Annotated in this window: 12 protein-coding genes and 4 pseudogenes; 10 read left to right on the top strand and 6 right to left on the bottom strand. The window is 68.8% G+C overall.

The window, feature by feature from the left end; all coding sequences use genetic code 11:
• Positions 1 to 43 precede the first annotated feature (43 nt).
• Positions 44 to 766 carry a sirohydrochlorin chelatase gene (locus tag H488_RS31535; protein ID WP_017834207.1) on the bottom strand — a complete coding sequence of 241 codons (723 nt, stop codon included), beginning with the start codon at positions 764 to 766 and terminating at the stop codon, positions 44 to 46.
• A gap of 143 nt (positions 767 to 909) precedes the next feature.
• Between H488_RS31535 and cobA the strand changes: the two genes are divergently transcribed.
• From cobA to H488_RS31510, 5 genes are all read left to right on the top strand, one after another.
• Positions 910 to 1,932: a uroporphyrinogen-III C-methyltransferase gene (cobA, locus tag H488_RS31530; RefSeq protein WP_017834206.1), complete on the top strand. Its 1,023-nt coding sequence runs from the start codon at positions 910 to 912 to the stop codon at positions 1,930 to 1,932.
• A complete protein-coding gene (locus H488_RS31525; RefSeq protein ID WP_017834205.1) occupies positions 1,922 to 2,773 on the top strand; it encodes a uroporphyrinogen-III synthase in 852 nt (283 codons plus the stop codon). Before cobA ends, H488_RS31525 begins: the two co-directional genes overlap by 11 nt.
• Positions 2,774 to 3,148: 375 nt before the next feature.
• Positions 3,149 to 3,802, top strand: a complete 654-nt coding sequence (gene deoC / locus H488_RS31520) for a deoxyribose-phosphate aldolase (RefSeq protein ID WP_017834204.1) — start codon at positions 3,149 to 3,151, stop codon at positions 3,800 to 3,802.
• 223 nt (positions 3,803 to 4,025) lie between these two features.
• Positions 4,026 to 4,466, top strand: a complete 441-nt coding sequence (locus tag H488_RS31515; RefSeq protein WP_017834203.1) for a hypothetical protein — start codon at positions 4,026 to 4,028, stop codon at positions 4,464 to 4,466.
• A gap of 177 nt (positions 4,467 to 4,643) precedes the next feature.
• Positions 4,644 to 5,087 carry a hypothetical protein gene (locus tag H488_RS31510; protein ID WP_017834202.1) on the top strand — a complete coding sequence of 148 codons (444 nt, stop codon included), beginning with the start codon at positions 4,644 to 4,646 and terminating at the stop codon, positions 5,085 to 5,087.
• A 122-nt stretch (positions 5,088 to 5,209) separates the two neighbouring features.
• On the opposite strand, the gene mfd is transcribed toward H488_RS31510, so the two are convergent.
• Complete coding sequence (mfd, locus tag H488_RS31505) at positions 5,210 to 8,929, bottom strand: transcription-repair coupling factor (RefSeq protein WP_017834201.1); 3,720 nt, start codon at positions 8,927 to 8,929, stop codon at positions 5,210 to 5,212.
• A gap of 198 nt (positions 8,930 to 9,127) precedes the next feature.
• Here mfd and H488_RS31500 point away from each other — a divergent pair, with 198 nt between their 5' ends.
• Positions 9,128 to 9,625, top strand: a complete 498-nt coding sequence (locus tag H488_RS31500) for a DUF2505 domain-containing protein (RefSeq protein ID WP_017834200.1) — start codon at positions 9,128 to 9,130, stop codon at positions 9,623 to 9,625.
• Between the two features lie 193 nt (positions 9,626 to 9,818).
• On the opposite strand, the pseudogene H488_RS38050 reads toward H488_RS31500, so the two are convergent.
• Positions 9,819 to 10,328 (bottom strand): annotated as a pseudogene (locus H488_RS38050) (IS481 family transposase); the annotation flags it as partial.
• 69 nt (positions 10,329 to 10,397) lie between these two features.
• Here H488_RS38050 and H488_RS0118715 point away from each other — a divergent pair.
• The 3 genes and pseudogenes from H488_RS0118715 to H488_RS36670 form a co-directional block, all read left to right on the top strand.
• Positions 10,398 to 11,453, top strand: a pseudogene (locus tag H488_RS0118715) (IS630 family transposase); the annotation flags it as partial.
• Between the two features lie 1,020 nt (positions 11,454 to 12,473).
• Positions 12,474 to 13,226: a CDP-alcohol phosphatidyltransferase family protein gene (locus H488_RS38430; protein WP_051063803.1), complete on the top strand. Its 753-nt coding sequence runs from the start codon at positions 12,474 to 12,476 to the stop codon at positions 13,224 to 13,226.
• 123 nt (positions 13,227 to 13,349) lie between these two features.
• Positions 13,350 to 13,856 (top strand): adenylyltransferase/cytidyltransferase family protein, encoded by a 507-nt coding sequence (locus tag H488_RS36670; RefSeq protein WP_081615821.1) that lies wholly within the window; start codon positions 13,350 to 13,352, stop codon positions 13,854 to 13,856.
• Between the two features lie 382 nt (positions 13,857 to 14,238).
• Here the strand turns inward: H488_RS36670 and H488_RS38035 are convergent.
• The 3 genes and pseudogenes from H488_RS38035 to H488_RS31475 form a co-directional block, all read right to left on the bottom strand.
• Positions 14,239 to 14,631 (bottom strand): annotated as a pseudogene (locus tag H488_RS38035) (IS481 family transposase); the annotation flags it as partial.
• A complete protein-coding gene (locus H488_RS31480) occupies positions 14,618 to 15,868 on the bottom strand; it encodes an IS256 family transposase (protein WP_202804024.1) in 1,251 nt (416 codons plus the stop codon). The gene H488_RS31480 and the pseudogene H488_RS38035, both read right to left, overlap by 14 nt.
• Before the next feature lie 88 nt (positions 15,869 to 15,956).
• A pseudogene (locus H488_RS31475) lies at positions 15,957 to 16,637 on the bottom strand (helix-turn-helix domain-containing protein); the annotation flags it as partial.
• 77 nt (positions 16,638 to 16,714) lie between these two features.
• Here H488_RS31475 and H488_RS37200 point away from each other — a divergent pair.
• The coding region (locus H488_RS37200) for a helix-turn-helix domain-containing protein (RefSeq protein ID WP_150110370.1) at positions 16,715 to 17,239 on the top strand (525 nt) is incomplete at its 3' end.

Raw genomic sequence — 17,239 nt, 5'->3', positions numbered from 1 at the left:
ACCTCATGGGGGACTCGGCGTTTCGGGAGGGCGAGCTGAGCGCTCAGGCCACCGAGCGGTAGCGAGTGACGACCACGTCCACCAGTTCGGCGGGGACCTCTCCTTCTGGCACGGCCAGCGGGTCGGTGTCCACGTCCGCGCCGGCCTTCCGGGAGAGGTCCAGGAAGTAGCCGGGCGCCAGCAGGTAGTTGGCGACGACGACGCGCCCCCCGTCCACCAGGCCGGCCCGGGCGGAGGACACCGCCTCGGCCACGCGCGGACGGGCGGCGGCCAGGTAGGACACGGTCACGGGTCGGCCCAGTTCCTCGGCCAGCAGCTCCGCGACCGTGGCGCAGTCCACCACCGCGCGGCGGTCGGAGGACCCGGCGGTGGCCAGCACCACGGCGTCGTGCTCCGCCAGCGGGGCCCCGGCGGCCGTGCACGCCTCGTGCACCCGCCGGGCGAGCAGCCGGGCGAGCGCGCGGTCCGGTCCCAGGGCGGCCGAGACCCGGTGGAGGTCGTCGGCGGCGACCGCCTCGGCCACGTCCACGTAGACGTGGTAGCCGGCGGAGAGCAGCAGCGGCACCACCACCGCGGGGCGTCCGGCGTACTGCTCGGTGCGCTCAGCCAGGTCGGGGGTCTGCACGTCCACCCAGGTGGGCACCACCTCGACGCCCGGCAGCTCGGCGGCCACGGCGTCCACGAGGCGCTGCACGGCGGTGCGCCCGGACGGGGAGCTGGTGCCGTGGGCGCAGGCGAGCAGGACGGGGGCGTCGGAGGTCGTCATGGATCCCAGCCTACGAAAGACGGCCCGCGGCGGCCGCCGGCGTCACGCGACGTCACGGGGGCAACCGTGCTGTAACACGCGTGCCGCATCCTGGTAGTGGCGGCCGGCCCGCCACGACCCCCGCTCTCCCCCTGGAGGACCGCATGCTGTTGACCGCCGACCTCACCGGAGTCCCGGTGCTCGTCCTCGGCGCCCCGGACGACGCCCGCCGCGCCAGGCGCCGCTACGAGGCGGCCGGCGCCGCCGTGCGCTCCGTGGCCGAGCCCGCGCTGCTCGGCCCGGCGGACCTCGCGGGCGTCGCGCTCGCCGTGGTCGTGGGCCCGGCGGCGCAGCGCTGGCGCGAGGCCCTGGCCGCGGCCGGCGCCAGCGTGCCCGTGGTGCAGGAGCCCGCGGCCCGCACCGGCGGCCGGGTGACCCTGGTCGGCGGCGGCCCCGGCGCGGACGACCTGCTCACCGTGCGCGCCGTGACCGCCCTGCAGGACGCCGACGTGGTGTTCGTCGACCGCCTCGCCCCCGCGGGCGCGGTGGCCGCCGCGGCCCCCGGCGCCGAGATCGTCCCGGTCGGCAAGACCCCCGGCCACCACCCGGTCCCGCAGTCGCAGATCCAGGACCTCATGGTGGAGCACGCCCTGGCGGGGCGCTCGGTGGTGCGGCTCAAGGGCGGGGACCCCTACGTCTTCGGCCGCGGCGCCGAGGAGCTCGCCGCGTGCGCCGCCCACGGCATCCCCGTGGACGTGGTCCCGGGCATCACCAGCGCGGTCTCGGTGCCGGGCGCGGCCGGGATCCCGGTGACCTTCCGCGAGGTCTCCCGGATGTTCACGGTCGCCTCCGGGCACGTGCCGTTCTCCGAGGCGGAGCTCGCCCACTTCGCCGGCCTCGGCGCCGGCGGGGGCACGCTCGTGGTGCTCATGGGCGTGGCCACCCTCCCCCACCTCGTGGCCGGCCTGGTCCGCAACGGCGCCGATCCGAAGACCCCGCTGGCGGTGGTGGAGCGTGGCTTCACCGACCGGCAGCGCTCCACGATCAGCACGCTCGCCACCGCGGTCGCGGATACCGCGGCGGCGGGCTGCGGCTCGCCCGCCGTCGTCGTCGTCGGTCCCGTGGTCCGCCTGGCGACCGCCGAGCGGGACGCGTTCCTCGCGGAGGTCACCGCCCATGGCTGCTGAGGACCTGCCGCTGGCCGGCCGGGTGGTGGGCGTGACCGCGCACCGCCGCTCCGAGGACCAGATCGCCGCCCTCGAGCGCCGCGGCGCCCGCGTGCTGCACGCCCCCGCCCTGCGCGTGGAGCCGGTCGGCGAGGACGCCGGGCTCGCGGCCGCCTCCCGGGCGATGTTCGAGGCCCGCCCGGACCTCGTGCTGCTGACCACCGGCTACGGCCTGCGCCGCTGGCACGACGCCGCCGTGGCCCAGGGCTTCGACGCGGACCTGCTGCTGTGCCTGCGCGAGGCCGCCGTCTACGTGCGCGGGCCCAAGGGCCGGGGCGCGGTGCGCGGCCTGGGCCTGGAGGACGCCGGGATGTCCGCGGACGAGACCACCGCCGGGCTCGTGGACCTCGTCCTGGCCGAGCACGACGGAGACCTCACCGGGCGCACCATCGGCCTGCAGCTGCACGGGATCGCCGACGTGGTCCAGCGCCGCCGGCTCACCGACGCCGGGGCCCGCGTGCTCACCGTGACGCCCTACCGGTGGGCCTCCGCCGACGACGCCGGGCAGGTGCCGGTGCTCGTGCGCGAGGCCGCGGCCGGGCGGGTGGACGCCGTGACGTTCACCGCCGCCCCGGCCGTGGACGCGCTGTTCAGCACGGCCGAGGAGCTGGGCCTGCACGAAGAGCTGCTGGCGGCGTTCCGCGGCGGGATGCTCGCCGCGACCGTGGGGCCCGTGACGGCCGCGCCGCTGCTGGAGCTCGGGATCGAGCCGCTCGTGCCGGAGCGCTTCCGGATGGGCGCGATGCTCAAGCAGCTCACCGACGCCCTCTCCGGCGGACAGCCCGACGACGACGGGCGGTAGGCGCCACCGACCGCGGGCCCACCCCGCCCCTGGGCGAGCGCGGGACGATTGCGGGGGCGCGCCAGGACGGGGGTCAGGGGAACCGGGGGTATCCCGACGCACCCCTGCGACCGCTCGGCAACCGCCAAGGCCGCAGGTCAGGCGGACATTTTGTTCGCCGTGCACCGAATGTAGCAGATCACACCGGATTAGCGAACACTTTCCTGATGTAATTGTGTCGGAATGGTCACGGCCCCCGGTCCGACGGTGCCGCCGCCTCTCCGCAGGGTCTTCCGCCGGGCCGTGAGCCGGGTCCGCCGAGGGGGCATCATCGGGGTCTCCCGGCGGCGGCCGGTAGGCTGGGCGCGACCCGCCCGTCCTGTCGAAAGGCCGCCCGTGACCACCCCTCAGCTCGCCTCCTACGTCGACCACACGCTGCTCAAGCCGGAGGCGTCCCGCGAGCAGATCGCCACCCTGTGCGCGGAGGCCAGGCAGTACGGCTTCGCCTCGGTGTGCACCAACCCGCTGTGGACGCCGTTCGTGCGGAAGCAGCTCGCGGGCAGCGACGTGCTGACCTGTGCCGTGGTCGGCTTCCCGCTGGGCGCGTCCGCCACGGAGGTCAAGGCGTTCGAAACCGCCACGGCCGTGGCCGCCGGGGCCGACGAGATCGACATGGTCATCGACATCGCCGCCGCCCGCGCCGGCGAGCGCGAGCGGGTCGAGGCCGATGTGCGCGCCGTGGCCGAGGCCGCCCACCGGGGCGGGGCCCGGCTCAAGGTGATCATCGAGACGTGCCTGCTGACCGACGAGCAGAAGGTCCTGGCCTGCGAGGCCGCCGTGGCCGCCGGCGCGGACTACGTGAAGACCTCCACGGGCTTCTCGACCGCCGGGGCCACCGTGGCGGACGTCCGGCTGATGCGCGCCACCGTGGGCCCGGACATCGGCGTCAAGGCCTCCGGCGGGATCCGCACCCGCGAGGACGCCCTGGCGATGATCGAGGCCGGCGCCTCCCGGATCGGCGCCAGCAGCGGTCCCGCCCTCCTCGGCTGAGTCCGACGCGCCCGCCGGGCGGCCGCGCATCGGGTCCAGCCCCGCGGAGCGCTCCGGGCCCCGCCCGGCCGGCCGCAGCGACCGGGCTTCACCGCGCCCTCATCGGGGCCCGCCGCGCCCTCCGCCGGGCACCGCCGCGGGCCGCGCCCGAGCGACTAGACTGGCCCCGAACGCCCCGCGGCCGCCGTGGCCGGCCGCTCCCATAGTCAGAAGGATTGGATCCATGGCCAACCGAGCCCAGTCGTCCACCAGCACCGCGGCGGACGCGACGCCCAGCGGTCGCAGCGGCGGCGCCACCGTCCGCTCCCACTCGGGCCAGGGACGCACGGTCAACAACTTCGTGTTCCTCGTCCTGTGCATGGCGATCATGATCGGCAGCTTCATCGCCTTCGCCAGCTACCCCAACAGCCCGCTGATCTGGTTCGTCGGCCTGGGCCTCTACGCCCTGGCACTGCTGATCCCCGTGAGCCTCCTGCAGAACAGCACCGCGAAGAAGGCCGAGGGCGGGCGCACCATCCTCATGCACGTCCCGCCGAGCACGGAGGTCGCCGGCGAGCCGACCACCGCGGCGGCCTTCCCGGACCCGCCCCGCAACATCGGCACCCGGGACGCCGAGGTCCGCGCCGAGCACAAAGACGACACCCTGGGCAAGGCGACCCAGTAGCCCGTCCCGCACCACGACCGACGGCCCCCTCCCGCATCCGCGGCAGGGGGCCGTCGTCGTTCCGGAGGGGGCGGTCGCGAGGAGCATCCGGGCGTCGGTCGGTGCGACTAGACTGGCCGGGAATGCTTCGCGGCCGCCCGTGACCGGCCGCCTCCCACCGCCAGAAGGGTTAGATCCATGGCCAACAGAGCCCAGTCCTCCACCAGCGCCTCGGCGGACGCGTCGACCGGCCGCAGCGGCGGCGCCACCGTGCGCTCGCACTCCGGTCAGGGACGCACGGTCAACAACTTCGTGTTCCTCGCGCTGTGCATGGCCATCATGATCGGCAGCTTCATCGCCTTCGCCAGCTACCCGAACAGCCCGCTGATCTGGATCCTCGGCCTGGGCCTCTACGCTCTGGCACTGCTCATCCCGGTGGGCATCCTGCAGAACAGCACCGCCAAGAAGGCCTTCGGCGGGCGCACGGTCCTCATGGACGTCCCGTCGACCACCGAGGTCCCCGAGATGGGCCGCGGCCGCACCGCCGCCGCGTTCGACGACGGCCCCCGCGACGCCCGCGAGCGCGACGCCAAGACCGCGGCCGTCCACCACGGCGACAAGTACGGCAAGAACGTCGAGTAGGGCCGCGCCGGGTCCGACGACGACGACCCGACGACCGCTCGCACCGCAAAGGTCCCCTCCCACCGCGGGAGGGGACCTTTTCCGTGCCCGGTGGACCGGACTGCGGAGGCTGGGCTGACGGATCAGGCCGTGGCCGGCTCCTTCGCGAAGACGGCCTCGACCACGCCGCGGGCCCAGGCGAGCACGGCGCCGTCCACGAGGTCCTTGCCGCCGATCCGCTCGGTCTTGGGCTTGGGGATGAGCACCTGGAAGGTGTCGGTGCCGGGCACCGCCTTGACCTGCGCGCCAGGGTAGAGGCGGGTGAGCCGCATCTGCCGGGACTCGGGGAGGTCGGCCGGGGCGAAGCGGACCATGTTGCCCTGCGCCGCGACGTCGGTGAGGCCGGCGGCGCGGGCGGTCACCCGGAAGCGGGCGACCTCGAGCAGGTTCTGCACGGGTTCGGGCACCTCGCCGTAGCGGTCCACGAGCTCGTCGGCGACCTCCTGGATCGCCTCCTCCGTGGCGGCGTTGGCGAGGTTGCGGTAGGCCTCCAGGCGCAGCCGCTCCCCCGGGACGTAGTCGTGCGGCAGGTAGGCGTTGACGGGCAGCTCGATCTTCATCTCGGTGGGCCGCTCGTCCTCCTCGCCGCGGTACTCGGCGACGGCCTCGCCGACCAGGCGCAGGTACATGTCGAAGCCCACCCCGGCGATGTGCCCGGACTGCTCCCCGCCCAGCAGGTTGCCGGCGCCGCGGATCTCGAGGTCCTTGACGGCCAGCTGCATGCCGGCGCCGAGCTCGTTGTGGGCGGCGACGGCCTTGAGCCGCTCCAGCGCCGTCTCGGAGAGCGGCTTCTCGGCCTGGTACAGGAAGTAGGCGTAGGCCCGCTCCCGGCCGCGGCCCACGCGCCCGCGCAGCTGGTGGAGCTGTGAGAGGCCGTAGCGGTCCGCGCCGTCGACGATCAGGGTGTTGGCGTTGGCGATGTCCAGGCCGGTCTCCACGATGGTGGTGCACACCAGGACATCGAACTTCTTCTCCCAGAAGTCCACGATGATCTGCTCGAGCCGGGACTCGGACATCTGCCCGTGCGCCACGGCGATCCGCGCCTCGGGCACGAGCTCGGCGAGCTCCTTGGCCTTGCGCTCGATCGAGGAGACCCGGTTGTGGATGTAGAAGACCTGGCCCTCGCGCATGAGCTCGCGCCGGACGGCGGCGGAGACCTGCTTGTCGGTGTAGGCGCCCACGTAGGTGAGCACGGGGTGGCGCTCCTCCGGCGGGGTGGCCAGGGTGGAGGTCTCGCGGATGCCGGTCAGCGACATCTCCAGGGTGCGCGGGATGGGCGTCGCGGACATCGCCAGGACGTCCACGTTGGTCCGCATCGCCTTGAGCTTCTCCTTGTGCTCCACGCCGAAGCGCTGCTCCTCGTCGATGACCACGAGGCCGAGGTCCTTGAACTGGACCTCCTTGGACAGCAGCCGGTGGGTGCCGATCACCACGTCCACGGTCCCGTCCTTCAGCCCGGCGAGCGTCTCCTTGGTCTCCTTGGCGGTCTGGAACCGGGAGAGCGCGGCCAGGCGCACGGGGAAGCCGGAGAAGCGCTCGGTGAACGTTTCGGCGTGCTGCTGGGCCAGCAGCGTGGTGGGCACGAGCACGGCGACCTGCTTGCCGTCCTGCACGGCCTTGAACGCCGCGCGCACCGCCACCTCGGTCTTGCCGTAGCCCACGTCCCCGGAGATCAGCCGGTCCATGGGGACCTCCCGCTCCATGTCCGCCTTGACCTCGTCGATGGTGGTCAGCTGGTCCGGCGTCTCGATGTAGGGGAACGCCTCCTCGAGCTCGCGCTGCCACGGGGTGTCCTCCGCGAAGGCGTGCCCGCGGGAGGCCATCCGCGCCGAGTACAGGCGGATCAGCTCGTTGGCGATGTCCCGGACGGCCTTCTTGGCGGCGCGCTTGGTCTTGTTCCAGTCCGTCCCGCCCATCTTGGACAGGGTGGGGGTCTCGCCGCCCACGTAGTTGGTGACCTGGTCCAGCTGGTCGGTGGGCACGAACAGGCGGTCCCGCGGGCCGTTGCGCTTGGAGGGCGCGTACTCGAGCACCAAGTACTCGCGCACGGGCTTGGGCTGGCCGGGCTTGATCATCGCCCCGGCGATGGGCCGCTGGATGAGTTCCACGAACTGGCCGATGCCGTGCTGCTCGTGCACCACGAAGTCGCCCTGGCTCAGCGCCAGGGGGTCCACGGCGTTGCGCTTGCGCCGCACCGGGAGCTTGCGCATGTCCTTGGTGGTGTAGGGGCTGGCCTTGCCCAGCAGGTCTGCCTCGGTGAGCAGCACGATCCGCGGCCCGTCCAGGGCGAAGCCCTTGCCGGCCACGGCGGTGGTGAGCTCCACGATCCCGGGCTGCGGCTGCTCGGCGAGGGTTTCGCGGCGGGCGGCGGGGATCCCGGCCTCGTGCAGCAGCTCCGCGATGCGGGTCAGCGGACCGGGCCCTTCCGTGACGGCGACGACGCGCCAGCCGTCCGCCACCCGCCCCTGCAGGAACTCGAGCATCGCCTCGACGTCCCCGTGGAAGCCCAGCGGGTCCCGGGCGGCCACGGTGAGGGTGTCGGCGTCCGAGTCGATCAGCGCGATGTCCTCCGCGGCGGTGTCCGCGTCCACGTCCTGGCCGGCCACCGCGTTGACGTTGAGGGCGGTGACGGCCCACCAGCCGAGGCCGGTTTCCAGCGCGGTGGCCCGGGCCTCGGCGAGGGTCTGGAAGGACCCGGAGGCCAGGGTGCGGCCCTCGCCGTCGTCGTTCCGGACGATGTGCTCGGCGGAGGTGATGTCGATGGGCGCGGACTGCCCGTCCGAGGCGGACTCCCACGCGGCGAGGAGGAACTCCTCGTTGGTGGCCACGAGGTCGTGGGCTCGGGTGCGGACCTTCTCCGGCTCCATGACCACCACGAGCGAGCCGGGCGGGAGCAGGGACAGCATGGGCACCAGGCCGTCCACCAGCAGCGGTGCGAGGGACTCCATGCCCTCCACGTAGATGCCGCCGGCGATCCGCTCGAGCATGGACTCCGCGCCGGGCAGGGAGTTCTTGAGCTTCGCGGCCCGGGACATCACGGACGGGGTGATGAGCACCTCGCGGCACGGCGGGGCCACGAGCCGCTCCGGGTGGTCCCCGGTGGTCAGGGTGCGCTGGTCGGCCACGGCGAACCAGCGCAGCTCGTCGACCTCGTCCCCGAAGAACTCGATGCGCACCGGGTGGTCCTCGACCGGCGAGAAGACGTCGATGATCCCGCCGCGCACGGCGAACTCCCCGCGCCGGGTGACCATGTCCACCCGGGCGTAGGCTGCCTCGGCGAGCGAGGTCACGGCGGCGTCGAAGTCGAGCTCCTCTCCCCGGGCGAAGCGCACCGGGGCCATGTCCCCCAGGCCTTCGACGACGGGCTGGAGCACGGAGCGGACCGGGGCCGTGACCACCCGCAGCGGGCGCTCGGCGTCCTTGCCGGCCAGCCGGCGCAGCACGTCCAGGCGGCGGCCCACGGTGTCGGAGCGGGGCGAGAGCCGCTCGTGCGGCAGGGTCTCCCAGGCCGGGAACTCCGCGACCTCCCCGGCCGGCAGGTAAGCGCCCAGGGCCGCGGCGAGGTCCTCGGACTCGCGGCCGGTCGCGGTCACGGCCAGCACCACCGGGGGGCGGGATCCGGCCGGGGCCGGGGCGTCGTCGAGGGCGCCGCGCAGCTGGGCCGTGAGGACCGCGCGCATCCCGTCCGGGGCGCTGATCACGGTCTCGGCGCTGCGCTCCCCCGGCGGCAGGCCGGCCTGGGTGCGGAGATTGGCGAAGGAGCGCTCCGCCCCGAGGGCGGCGAGCAGTCCGGACAAGGTCATGGGGTGGCAGTCTCCTGGGACGCTGAGTGGGGTGCTGGTGGAGCACAGAGGCTGTCGGAGCCAACGTTCGCGGGTCCCAGCTTACTCCCGGGCCCCGACAGGGACCCTCCCGGAACCCACGGCCCGGGGGTCGAAGGCCCGCCTACCATGGGAGCACGCAACCGCCGCTGCCGATCCGCCGCTACCGAGGAGTCCTCCATGGCCGTCACCGCCTCCACCACCGTCCCCGCTCCCCTCGACCAGGTCGTGGTGACCTTCACCGACGAGGAGTTCATCCGGCACGTGACCCATCGCGCCGGGGCCACCCTGGACTCGGTGGAGGTCGCCGGGGACGTGGAGGCGCAGTTCGCCGTGACCACGGTGCGGACCATGGCAACGGACCGGCTGCCGGAGATGGCCCGGAAGTTCGTGGGCTCCTCGGTGCAGCTCACCCAGGTGGACACCTACCACACCCCGGACGCGGACGGGATCCGGATCGTGCGCACCGAGATCTCCGTGGGTGCGCTGCCGGTGTCGGGCTCCGCCACCCAGACCCTCACCCCGCAGGGCGAGACCACCGACGTGCACGTGCACTGCGTGGTCAAGGCCAACATCCCGTTCGTGGGCAAGATGGTCGCCGAAGCGGCCGAGCCGTTCATCGGCAAGGCCCTGTCCTTGCAGTCCCAGGAGGCCGAGGCCTGGCTGGCCGGGCGCTGACTCCCGGAGGGTCTGAGATCCTTCTCGTCTGTGCCTTCGCGCGCCGCTCCCGGCCTAATGACCAGAGCGGCCAGAGCCCGATAGTCGACTGATCACTGATTTTCCGACGACGAAATGCAAGAGGGCATTTCATCAGCGACTCGGGTCGGAGCTTCTCGCCGTAGGCGGTATGCGTGCGGTAGTAACTAGACTAATTGACCGATACTCCGACTGCGGTCCGGCGTGCCAGCTTGCCGGCGTAACTCCGAGTGCAGAAGACCTCGTCGACGAGTAGTCGGTCGAATCTCTCGACCTTCCCGTTCTGGCGCGGCGTGTACACCCTGATCCGCTGGTGCTTCGAGGCCAAGGCCTCAGCTGTGCGGGTAAAATTTGTGGCCCGTTGGTTGGCGCCATTGACGAGGATCACCCCGTGTAACCGCATGATGCCGTGGGCGGCGAAGAAAGCCCTCGTGCGGGCAAAAAATACTATCGTGGTGACGGTCCCGCTCATCCTCGGGCGCCTCGGTGTAGACCAGCGAGGAGAACGCATTTCGATGGCCGGGTGCAGGTAGGTGTAGCCGAACCTGACCCCAGTATCGCGCTTGGACTTCTTTGCCGCCGTGAACCCGCGGCCATGGGCGCGCCAAACGGTGCCGTCCGGAATCTACGCGACCTTCTTGACGTCGAGAAGGGTCATGGGCCCGGGCCAGTACGCAGTGTTCCGTCACGGTGGGTGCCGCTAGTGGCCCGTGGTCGAACTAACTAAACGCATCAAGCGGTGGGACCATAGGTTATGGCAAACCATCCTGCGGCCGCGTTGCTATTGCGGGAAGGCGATAGGGAGAAGTTGACCCAACTCGTCCACTCCACCTCGGTGCGTGCCGGGCTGGCGCAGCGGGCAAGAATCGTGCTGCTCGCCGCCGACGGGGTATCCAACACCGAGATCGCCGAGAAGGTCGGGGCCACCTGCACCACCGTGATCGCCTGGCGGGCCCGCTACGGGCAGGCCGGCATCGCCGGGCTGGCCGACCACGACCGGTCAGGCCGGCCCCGGCAGATCGACCACCGGGCAATCGTCACCGCCACGCTCAGACCGCCGCCGAAGAAGCTCGGGGTCACTCACTGGTCCTCGCGGCTGCTGGCGTCCCGGCTGGGGATCGACCACAGCACCGTGGCGAAGGCCTGGCGGGAGTACGGGGTCGCCCCGTGGCGGGAGGGCTCTTTCAAGTTCTCCACAGACCCAGAGCTCGTGGCGAAGGACCTCGACGTGGTGGGGCTCTACCTGGCCCCGCCGGAGAACGCGATCGTGCTCTGCGTGGACGAGAAGTCCCAGATCCAAGCCCTCGAGCGCACGGCGCCGGGGCTGCCGATGCAGCCGGGAAAGCCGGCGGTCCGGACCCATGACTACGTCCGGCACGGGACCTCCACACTGTTCGCGGCGTTGGAGATCGCCACCGGCCATGTGACCGCAGCCTGCAAGCCCCGGCACCGGCGCCAGGAGTTCCTGGCGTTCCTGAAGCAGGTCGCCCGGGCCTACCCCCAGGGGGAGCTGCACCTGGTGATGGACAACTACGCCGTGCACAAGACCCCCGAGGTCAGAGCCTGGCCGGCGGAGAACCCCAGGTTCAAGGTGCACTTCACGCCGACCTCGGCCTCGTGGACGAACCTGGTCGAGGTGTGGTTCGGGATCGTCGAACGCCAGGCCCTGCACCGGGCCGACGTCGCCTCCGTGGCCGAGCTCAACAAGAAGATCCGGGCCTTCGTCACCGGATGGAACGACCGCTGTCACCCGTTCGTGTGGACAAAGACCAGCACCGAGATCCTCAAGAAAGCCAACCGATCAACCACATCAAATACGGGCCACCAGTCCTCACCGTCTGGGGTCAGGTCTTGCCGCCGGGAGATTCCCAGCCCGTGCAGCCACCGCCAGACCGTGCGCAGGGCGATGGCACCAGTGGGCGCCAGGGTCCGTATCCATTCTCATCGCGACAGCCCCCTGTGGTTAGGGGCGCCGAATCAACCGGGCCAACCACTTCGGGCCCGGCGCAAGTCAGCGGTGCCCTCCGCCACCTCCGGAGCGGTCTGGTCCGAGGGCGAGGACGGGACCGAGGGCCGGTCGCGAACCCCTCCTCACCCTCGTCGCAGTATCGAGCCACACCCAGGTGGTCATTCGCGGACTGCTCAAGCCGTCCTCCCCGACTACGTGGGCCTTCGGTATGCCGTCGCAGAGGTGGCGGGCGACCGCGCGCATCCGGGCGGTCGGGGTCAGGCGTGCGTTAACTTGAGTCACGAACGGGCTCTCTCATACGGGCGGATGGTGTAGGGACTTCCATCCTGGGCCAGGAGCCCGTTGCTCACCTTGTCGCCCCACCCGTGCCAATAACCTCACGACTCACAATAATTCAAAGCAAGCGAAGGACATGCAGAAACACAGTTGTTCGCTTCCGCAAATCTCGTATGCAGGTCAGGGCCACGATGGTAACTTGGGGCCACCCGGTGAGAACCGCCAAAGCGCCGTATCACCCGCCGGCAGGGATCGTTGCTAGACATCATGGCCACGGCATCCAGTTGACAAGCAGCTCATGCCGATTCGCATGGAAAACACTGCTGAAGCGACATAGGCAGAAAAAGCAATAACTGTATCGTCTAGCTCAAGTGAGAGGGCCCCAAATCGCGCCGCCGAGGTCCACACCGGTCTTCTGTGAACGCATGATTTCCAGGAGGCACACAAGGGTGAACCACTGAGGACGAGCACATTTATCCATGACAAGCTCAATTCGCTTATTAGCTGGAGAGCCGGACCGGATTCAGAAGCAAACGTAAAGCGCCGCGGTATACGAACCAGTGGCTGCGGAGAGAGGGAGCCAATGTGAGAGAAGGTCGTGTCGACAGACCTCTGGAAGATTACCGTCAAACTGTGGCACGACTGGCAACGGCCCAAAAGCGCCGCACCGCTGGTGCTCCAGCGTTTACGCTACTAGTCAATCGCCCAATTGGTCGCCTTTTGGCCGCATGGGCATACCGTGCTGGCCTAGAGCCGAATCAAGTCACAATAATAAGTGCGTTCTTCACATTCACGGGGTTAGCGGTGGTCGCCCTGAGCCCACCCCTCGTCTGGGTGGGACTTGCGGTGTGGCTATCCCTGTTCCTTGGATATGCCTTCGATTCCGCCGACGGGCAAGTCGCTCGATTGCAGGGTGGGGGCACAGCTTCAGGGGAGTGGCTTGATCACGTATTGGACTGTATCAAGATTTCAACTCTCCACATCGTGGTCCTGATAACCGCAGTACGGCATTTTGAACTGAACAGCCTCCTGTGGTGCCTCATCCCCTTGGCATATCTCATCGCGGACAACGTCACTTTTTTTGCCATCATGCTGAAAGAGGGTCTGAAACAGGCCGCGGGCGCCCCTGCGCACCAGCCAGATAGCTTTCGGTGGTCGAAATCCATTCTTCTTCTCCCGACGGATTACGGAGTTCTGTGCTTGGCATTCTTGGCCTTGGGGTGGCCCGCTTTGTTCATGGCCATCTATACTGTCCTCGCCTTGGCCACTATCGGACGTACCGTGTTGGCGCTGACCAAGTGGTTCCACGACATGCGGCACCTGGAAGTCGGGGTCTGAATGGGTGCCCCAGAATGGCTTCTTGCGAGATTAACAGAAATTCAGGAAATCAACAGTCGGAACCTAATTCTAATTTCACCATTGTAATACGTAACATGTAGGTCAGGGCGGAGGATCGCAGTAATGGCAGCCGCTACGAAATGGGGGAAAGTGTTAAAAAGAGAAAAATCTACAGGGCGTCCAGTCGTCGGACACGCATCTGGTGCTTTCGATTTGTTCCATATTGGGCACCTGAATATACTGTCGCAAGCAAAGCGCCATTGCGACTATCTGATTGTCGGGGTTGCCTCCGATGAGGTGTTGGAGATGGCAAAAGGAAGAGGACCGCTAATTCCTGAGAATGAGCGAGCCGAAATTGTGCGACATATCGACTATGTTGACCAGGTGCACATTGACTATGCGCCGGATACGCTCGACACATGGCGCCAGTTACAATTCGATATTGTATTTAAGGGCGATGACTGGAGAAATACACCCCGAGGAATCTTGCGCGAAAAAATGTTCGCCGAAGTGGGCGTACAGGTAATGTACTTCCCATACACATTGCACACGTCGTCAACGACGTTGCGTGCGGCGCTTGATATTCTGAATGGTGCAGCAGATAATCGAAAACAGACTACTAGGCGATGATTCGCACAACACTGGCGTTTGATTAACGTAGGATGCCGGGTAGTGAATAATGGCGGATTCAACTGGTGGGCGCAACGAATCTGAGCAATTTCCCAATGGTTTCAGATTTTCGAGTGTGTTGCGCGGGTGACTGTTGGGGCTGTTTTGGATGCGGTTCAGCTAGTGGCCCGTCTTTGAAGTCCTTGAGCAATTGGCTTTGTTGAAGCTTTCGGTGCTAGTCACGTTCCACATCAACGGGTGACAGCGGTCGTTCCAGGCGCTGTCGAGGGAGCGGATCCTGGCGTTGAGTTCAAGCAGAAGGCTACGTCGGCCCGAGGCATGGCCTGTGGCGCGCTGATCTCGAGCCAGACTTCCACGATGATTAGCTGTATGAGGGCACGGCCTAATTGACTCGGGCAGGAACTCCTGAGGCCGAGGGCTTGTCGCCGCAGGCGGTGTGCGGGGCGGTGGTGCTTGTAGTGATGTCCCAGGTTCCGATCGCTGACCGGAGTGCCAGCTCGCCAACGTAGCTACGCGTGTCCAGTACCTCGTCGACGAGCAGGCGGTTGCACCGCTCCACCTTCCCGTTTTGCCTCAGCGTGTACGCCCTGATCCGCTGTTACTGGCTCGCGAGGACCTCGACGGTGTGGGTGAAGTTCTTGGCCCTATAGTTGGCGCCGTTGTCGGTGACCACCCGATGTAGCCGTTTGATGCTGTGGGCGGCGAAGAATGCCTGCGTGGGGACTGTCCGATAAACGGTGTGTGGGGTCCGGCGGTATTCATCAGTGAGTGGTTCTCTCGAACCGTCCGGCGAAGGTGATCGCGAACGCGTTCAGCGCCGGCTTCCGCCTCATCACCCAGCGTGCTCCACCGCCGCCGGTGGGGTCAAGGGACCGAGTGACCAGATACAGGCACTTCAGCGCGGCCTGCTCGTTCGGGAAGTGCCCTCGGGCCCGCACCGCCCGCCGGTAGCGGGCGTTGATCGACTCGATCGCGTTCGTCGTGCAGATCACCCGGCGGATCTCCACGTCGTACTCCAGGAACGGCACGAACTCCGCCCAGGAGTTCTCCCACAGTTGCACGATCGCCGGATACCGCTGGCCCCACTGCTGGGCGAACTCGGCGAACCGGTCCTTCGCCGCGGCCTCGGACGGGGCGGTGTAGACCGGCTTGAGCGCCTTGACGATCCCGTCACGGTGCTGCCGACCGGCGTAGCGGAAGCTGTTGCGGATCAGGTGCACGATGCACTGCTGGACCACCGTGCGATCCCAGGTAGTCGTGATCGCCTCCGGCAGGCCCTTGAGCCCGTCACAGACGGCGATGAGCACGTCCTCGACGCCCCGGTTTTTGAGCTCGGAGAAGACCTGCAGCCAGAACCGGGCGCCCTCGGCGCCGTCACCGGCCCAGATGCCCAAGATCTCCCGCTCCCCGCTCGTGGTGACGCCCATGACGACGTAGAACGGGGTGTTGCGCACCTGCCCGTCGCGGACTTTCACCACGATTGCGTCGATGAAGAGCACGGGATAGAGCGGGTCCAGCGGGCGGGAGGACCACTCGCTCAGCTCGCCGGTGACCTTCTCGGTGATCTTCGAGATGGTGTCCTTGGAGACCTTGGCCCCGTAGACCTCCTCGAAGTGCGCAGCGATCTCACCGGTGGTCAACCCGCGGGCCGACAGTGAGAGCACGATCTGGTCGATCCCATCCAGACGCCGCTTGCGCTTGGGCACGATCACCGGCTCGAAGGACCCGTCCCGGTCCCGGGGCACCTCGATCTCGACGGGGCCGATCTCTGTCAACACGGTCTTCGGCCTCGTGCCGTTGCGCATGTTCGCCGCAATCGGTGTCTGCCCGTGGTCGTGACCGAGGTGCTCGGTCAGCTCGGCTTCCAGGGCGGTCTCGAGGACGTTCTTCGTGAGCTGGTTCAGCAGGCCGCCGGGCCCGACCAGACTCACACCCTGCTCCTTGGCCTGGGCGAGGAGCTGTTCGGCAAGTTCCTTTTGATCGATGATCTCTCCCGTCACAGGATCGATCATCGGGCCTGTCATCTCGGTCGTGAACTCTGACACGGCCGTCTCCTTTCGGATCAGGCCGGACCCTCACACACCGTTCTTCTTACAGTCCCGACGGGTGGCGATGGGCCTTCCGGTACGTGCGTCCGGTCCGCAGGCAGGACCGCTGCCCCCGGGCCAGTGGCGGGAGCTGGTGGCGGTAGACGGCGCGGTAGATCGTCTCGTGCGCCAGATGGCGTTCTTCCTGGCCCGGAAAGGTAGCCGGCAGGGCACGGGCGATCTGAGAGGGGCTCCAGTACTCGGCCAGCCGCGCGGCGACCCAGCCTCCCAGCTGGGTGTCGGCCTCGACCTTGAGCCGGTGGTGGCGCTGCCGGCGGTGGCGTGCGAGCTGTTCGGCGGTGAAGGGTCGGTAGGTGGTCAGCCCGCCGCGGTTGCGGCGCACCTCGCGGGAGATCGTCGAGGGAGCTCGGCCCAGCAGCGCGGCGATTCCACGCAGGCTGGTGCCGGCCCGGAGCTCGTCGGCGATCATCAGCCGCTCCTCTTGCGAGAGGAACCGGGCAGAAATCGGCTGTGGAGTCGGGGTGAGCGCCTCGAAGACGACCACGGTGCCGTCGGGGCAGGCCACCCGATAGCCGTTCTTCCAGTTGTTCGCCGAGCTGCGGTTGATCCCCAGTTCACGGGCCGCGGCGGCCACGGTCCAGCCCTGCCCGATCATCTTCAGGAACTGTTCCCGTTTGGCCGACATCGGCCGCCGCCCGACGCGGCGATCATGTCCTCTCAGTGGTGCTGTCATGGCCTAACTTTCGGTCAGGTGTTGCGACCATGACGAGAAAGCACCCGGTCGAAAAGTGAGCACTCGATGATTGGAGTGTGATCACTGTGGAAGATTGGGCGTTGATCCGTCGGCTGCATGCCGAGGGGGTGCCGAAGTCCCAGATCGCGTCGCGGCTGGGGATCTCGCGGAACACGGTCGCCAAGGCCGTGACCGCCTCGCGACCACCGCGCTATGAAAGGTCCACCGGGCCCAACGCCTTCCGCGATGTCGAGCCGGCCGTGCGGGCGCTGCTGGCCGAGCACCCGATGATGCCGGCCACGGTGCTGGCCGAGCGGGTGGGGTGGTCGGGGTCCGTCACCTGGTTCCGGGACAATCTTCGAGCCATCCGCAGCGAGTATGCCCCGGTCGATCCGGCGGATCGGTTGTCCTACCGGCCCGGGGACCAGGTCCAGTGCGATCTGTGGTTCCCGCCGGCACGGATCCCGCTGGGTGGCGCTCAGTGTCGATGCCGTCTGAATACTGACCCTCGGGCGCCGGGCGGATTCAACAGCTCGTCGCAACACCGACGTTGTTTCAGCATGACATCTTGGCCGCGAACACGGTGGCCGGCGTCGCCCATC

This window comes from Kocuria sp. UCD-OTCP (assembly GCF_000349605.1).
GTDB classification, from domain to species: domain Bacteria; phylum Actinomycetota; class Actinomycetes; order Actinomycetales; family Micrococcaceae; genus Kocuria; species Kocuria rosea.
This window is presented reverse-complemented; position numbering and strand designations above follow the sequence as displayed.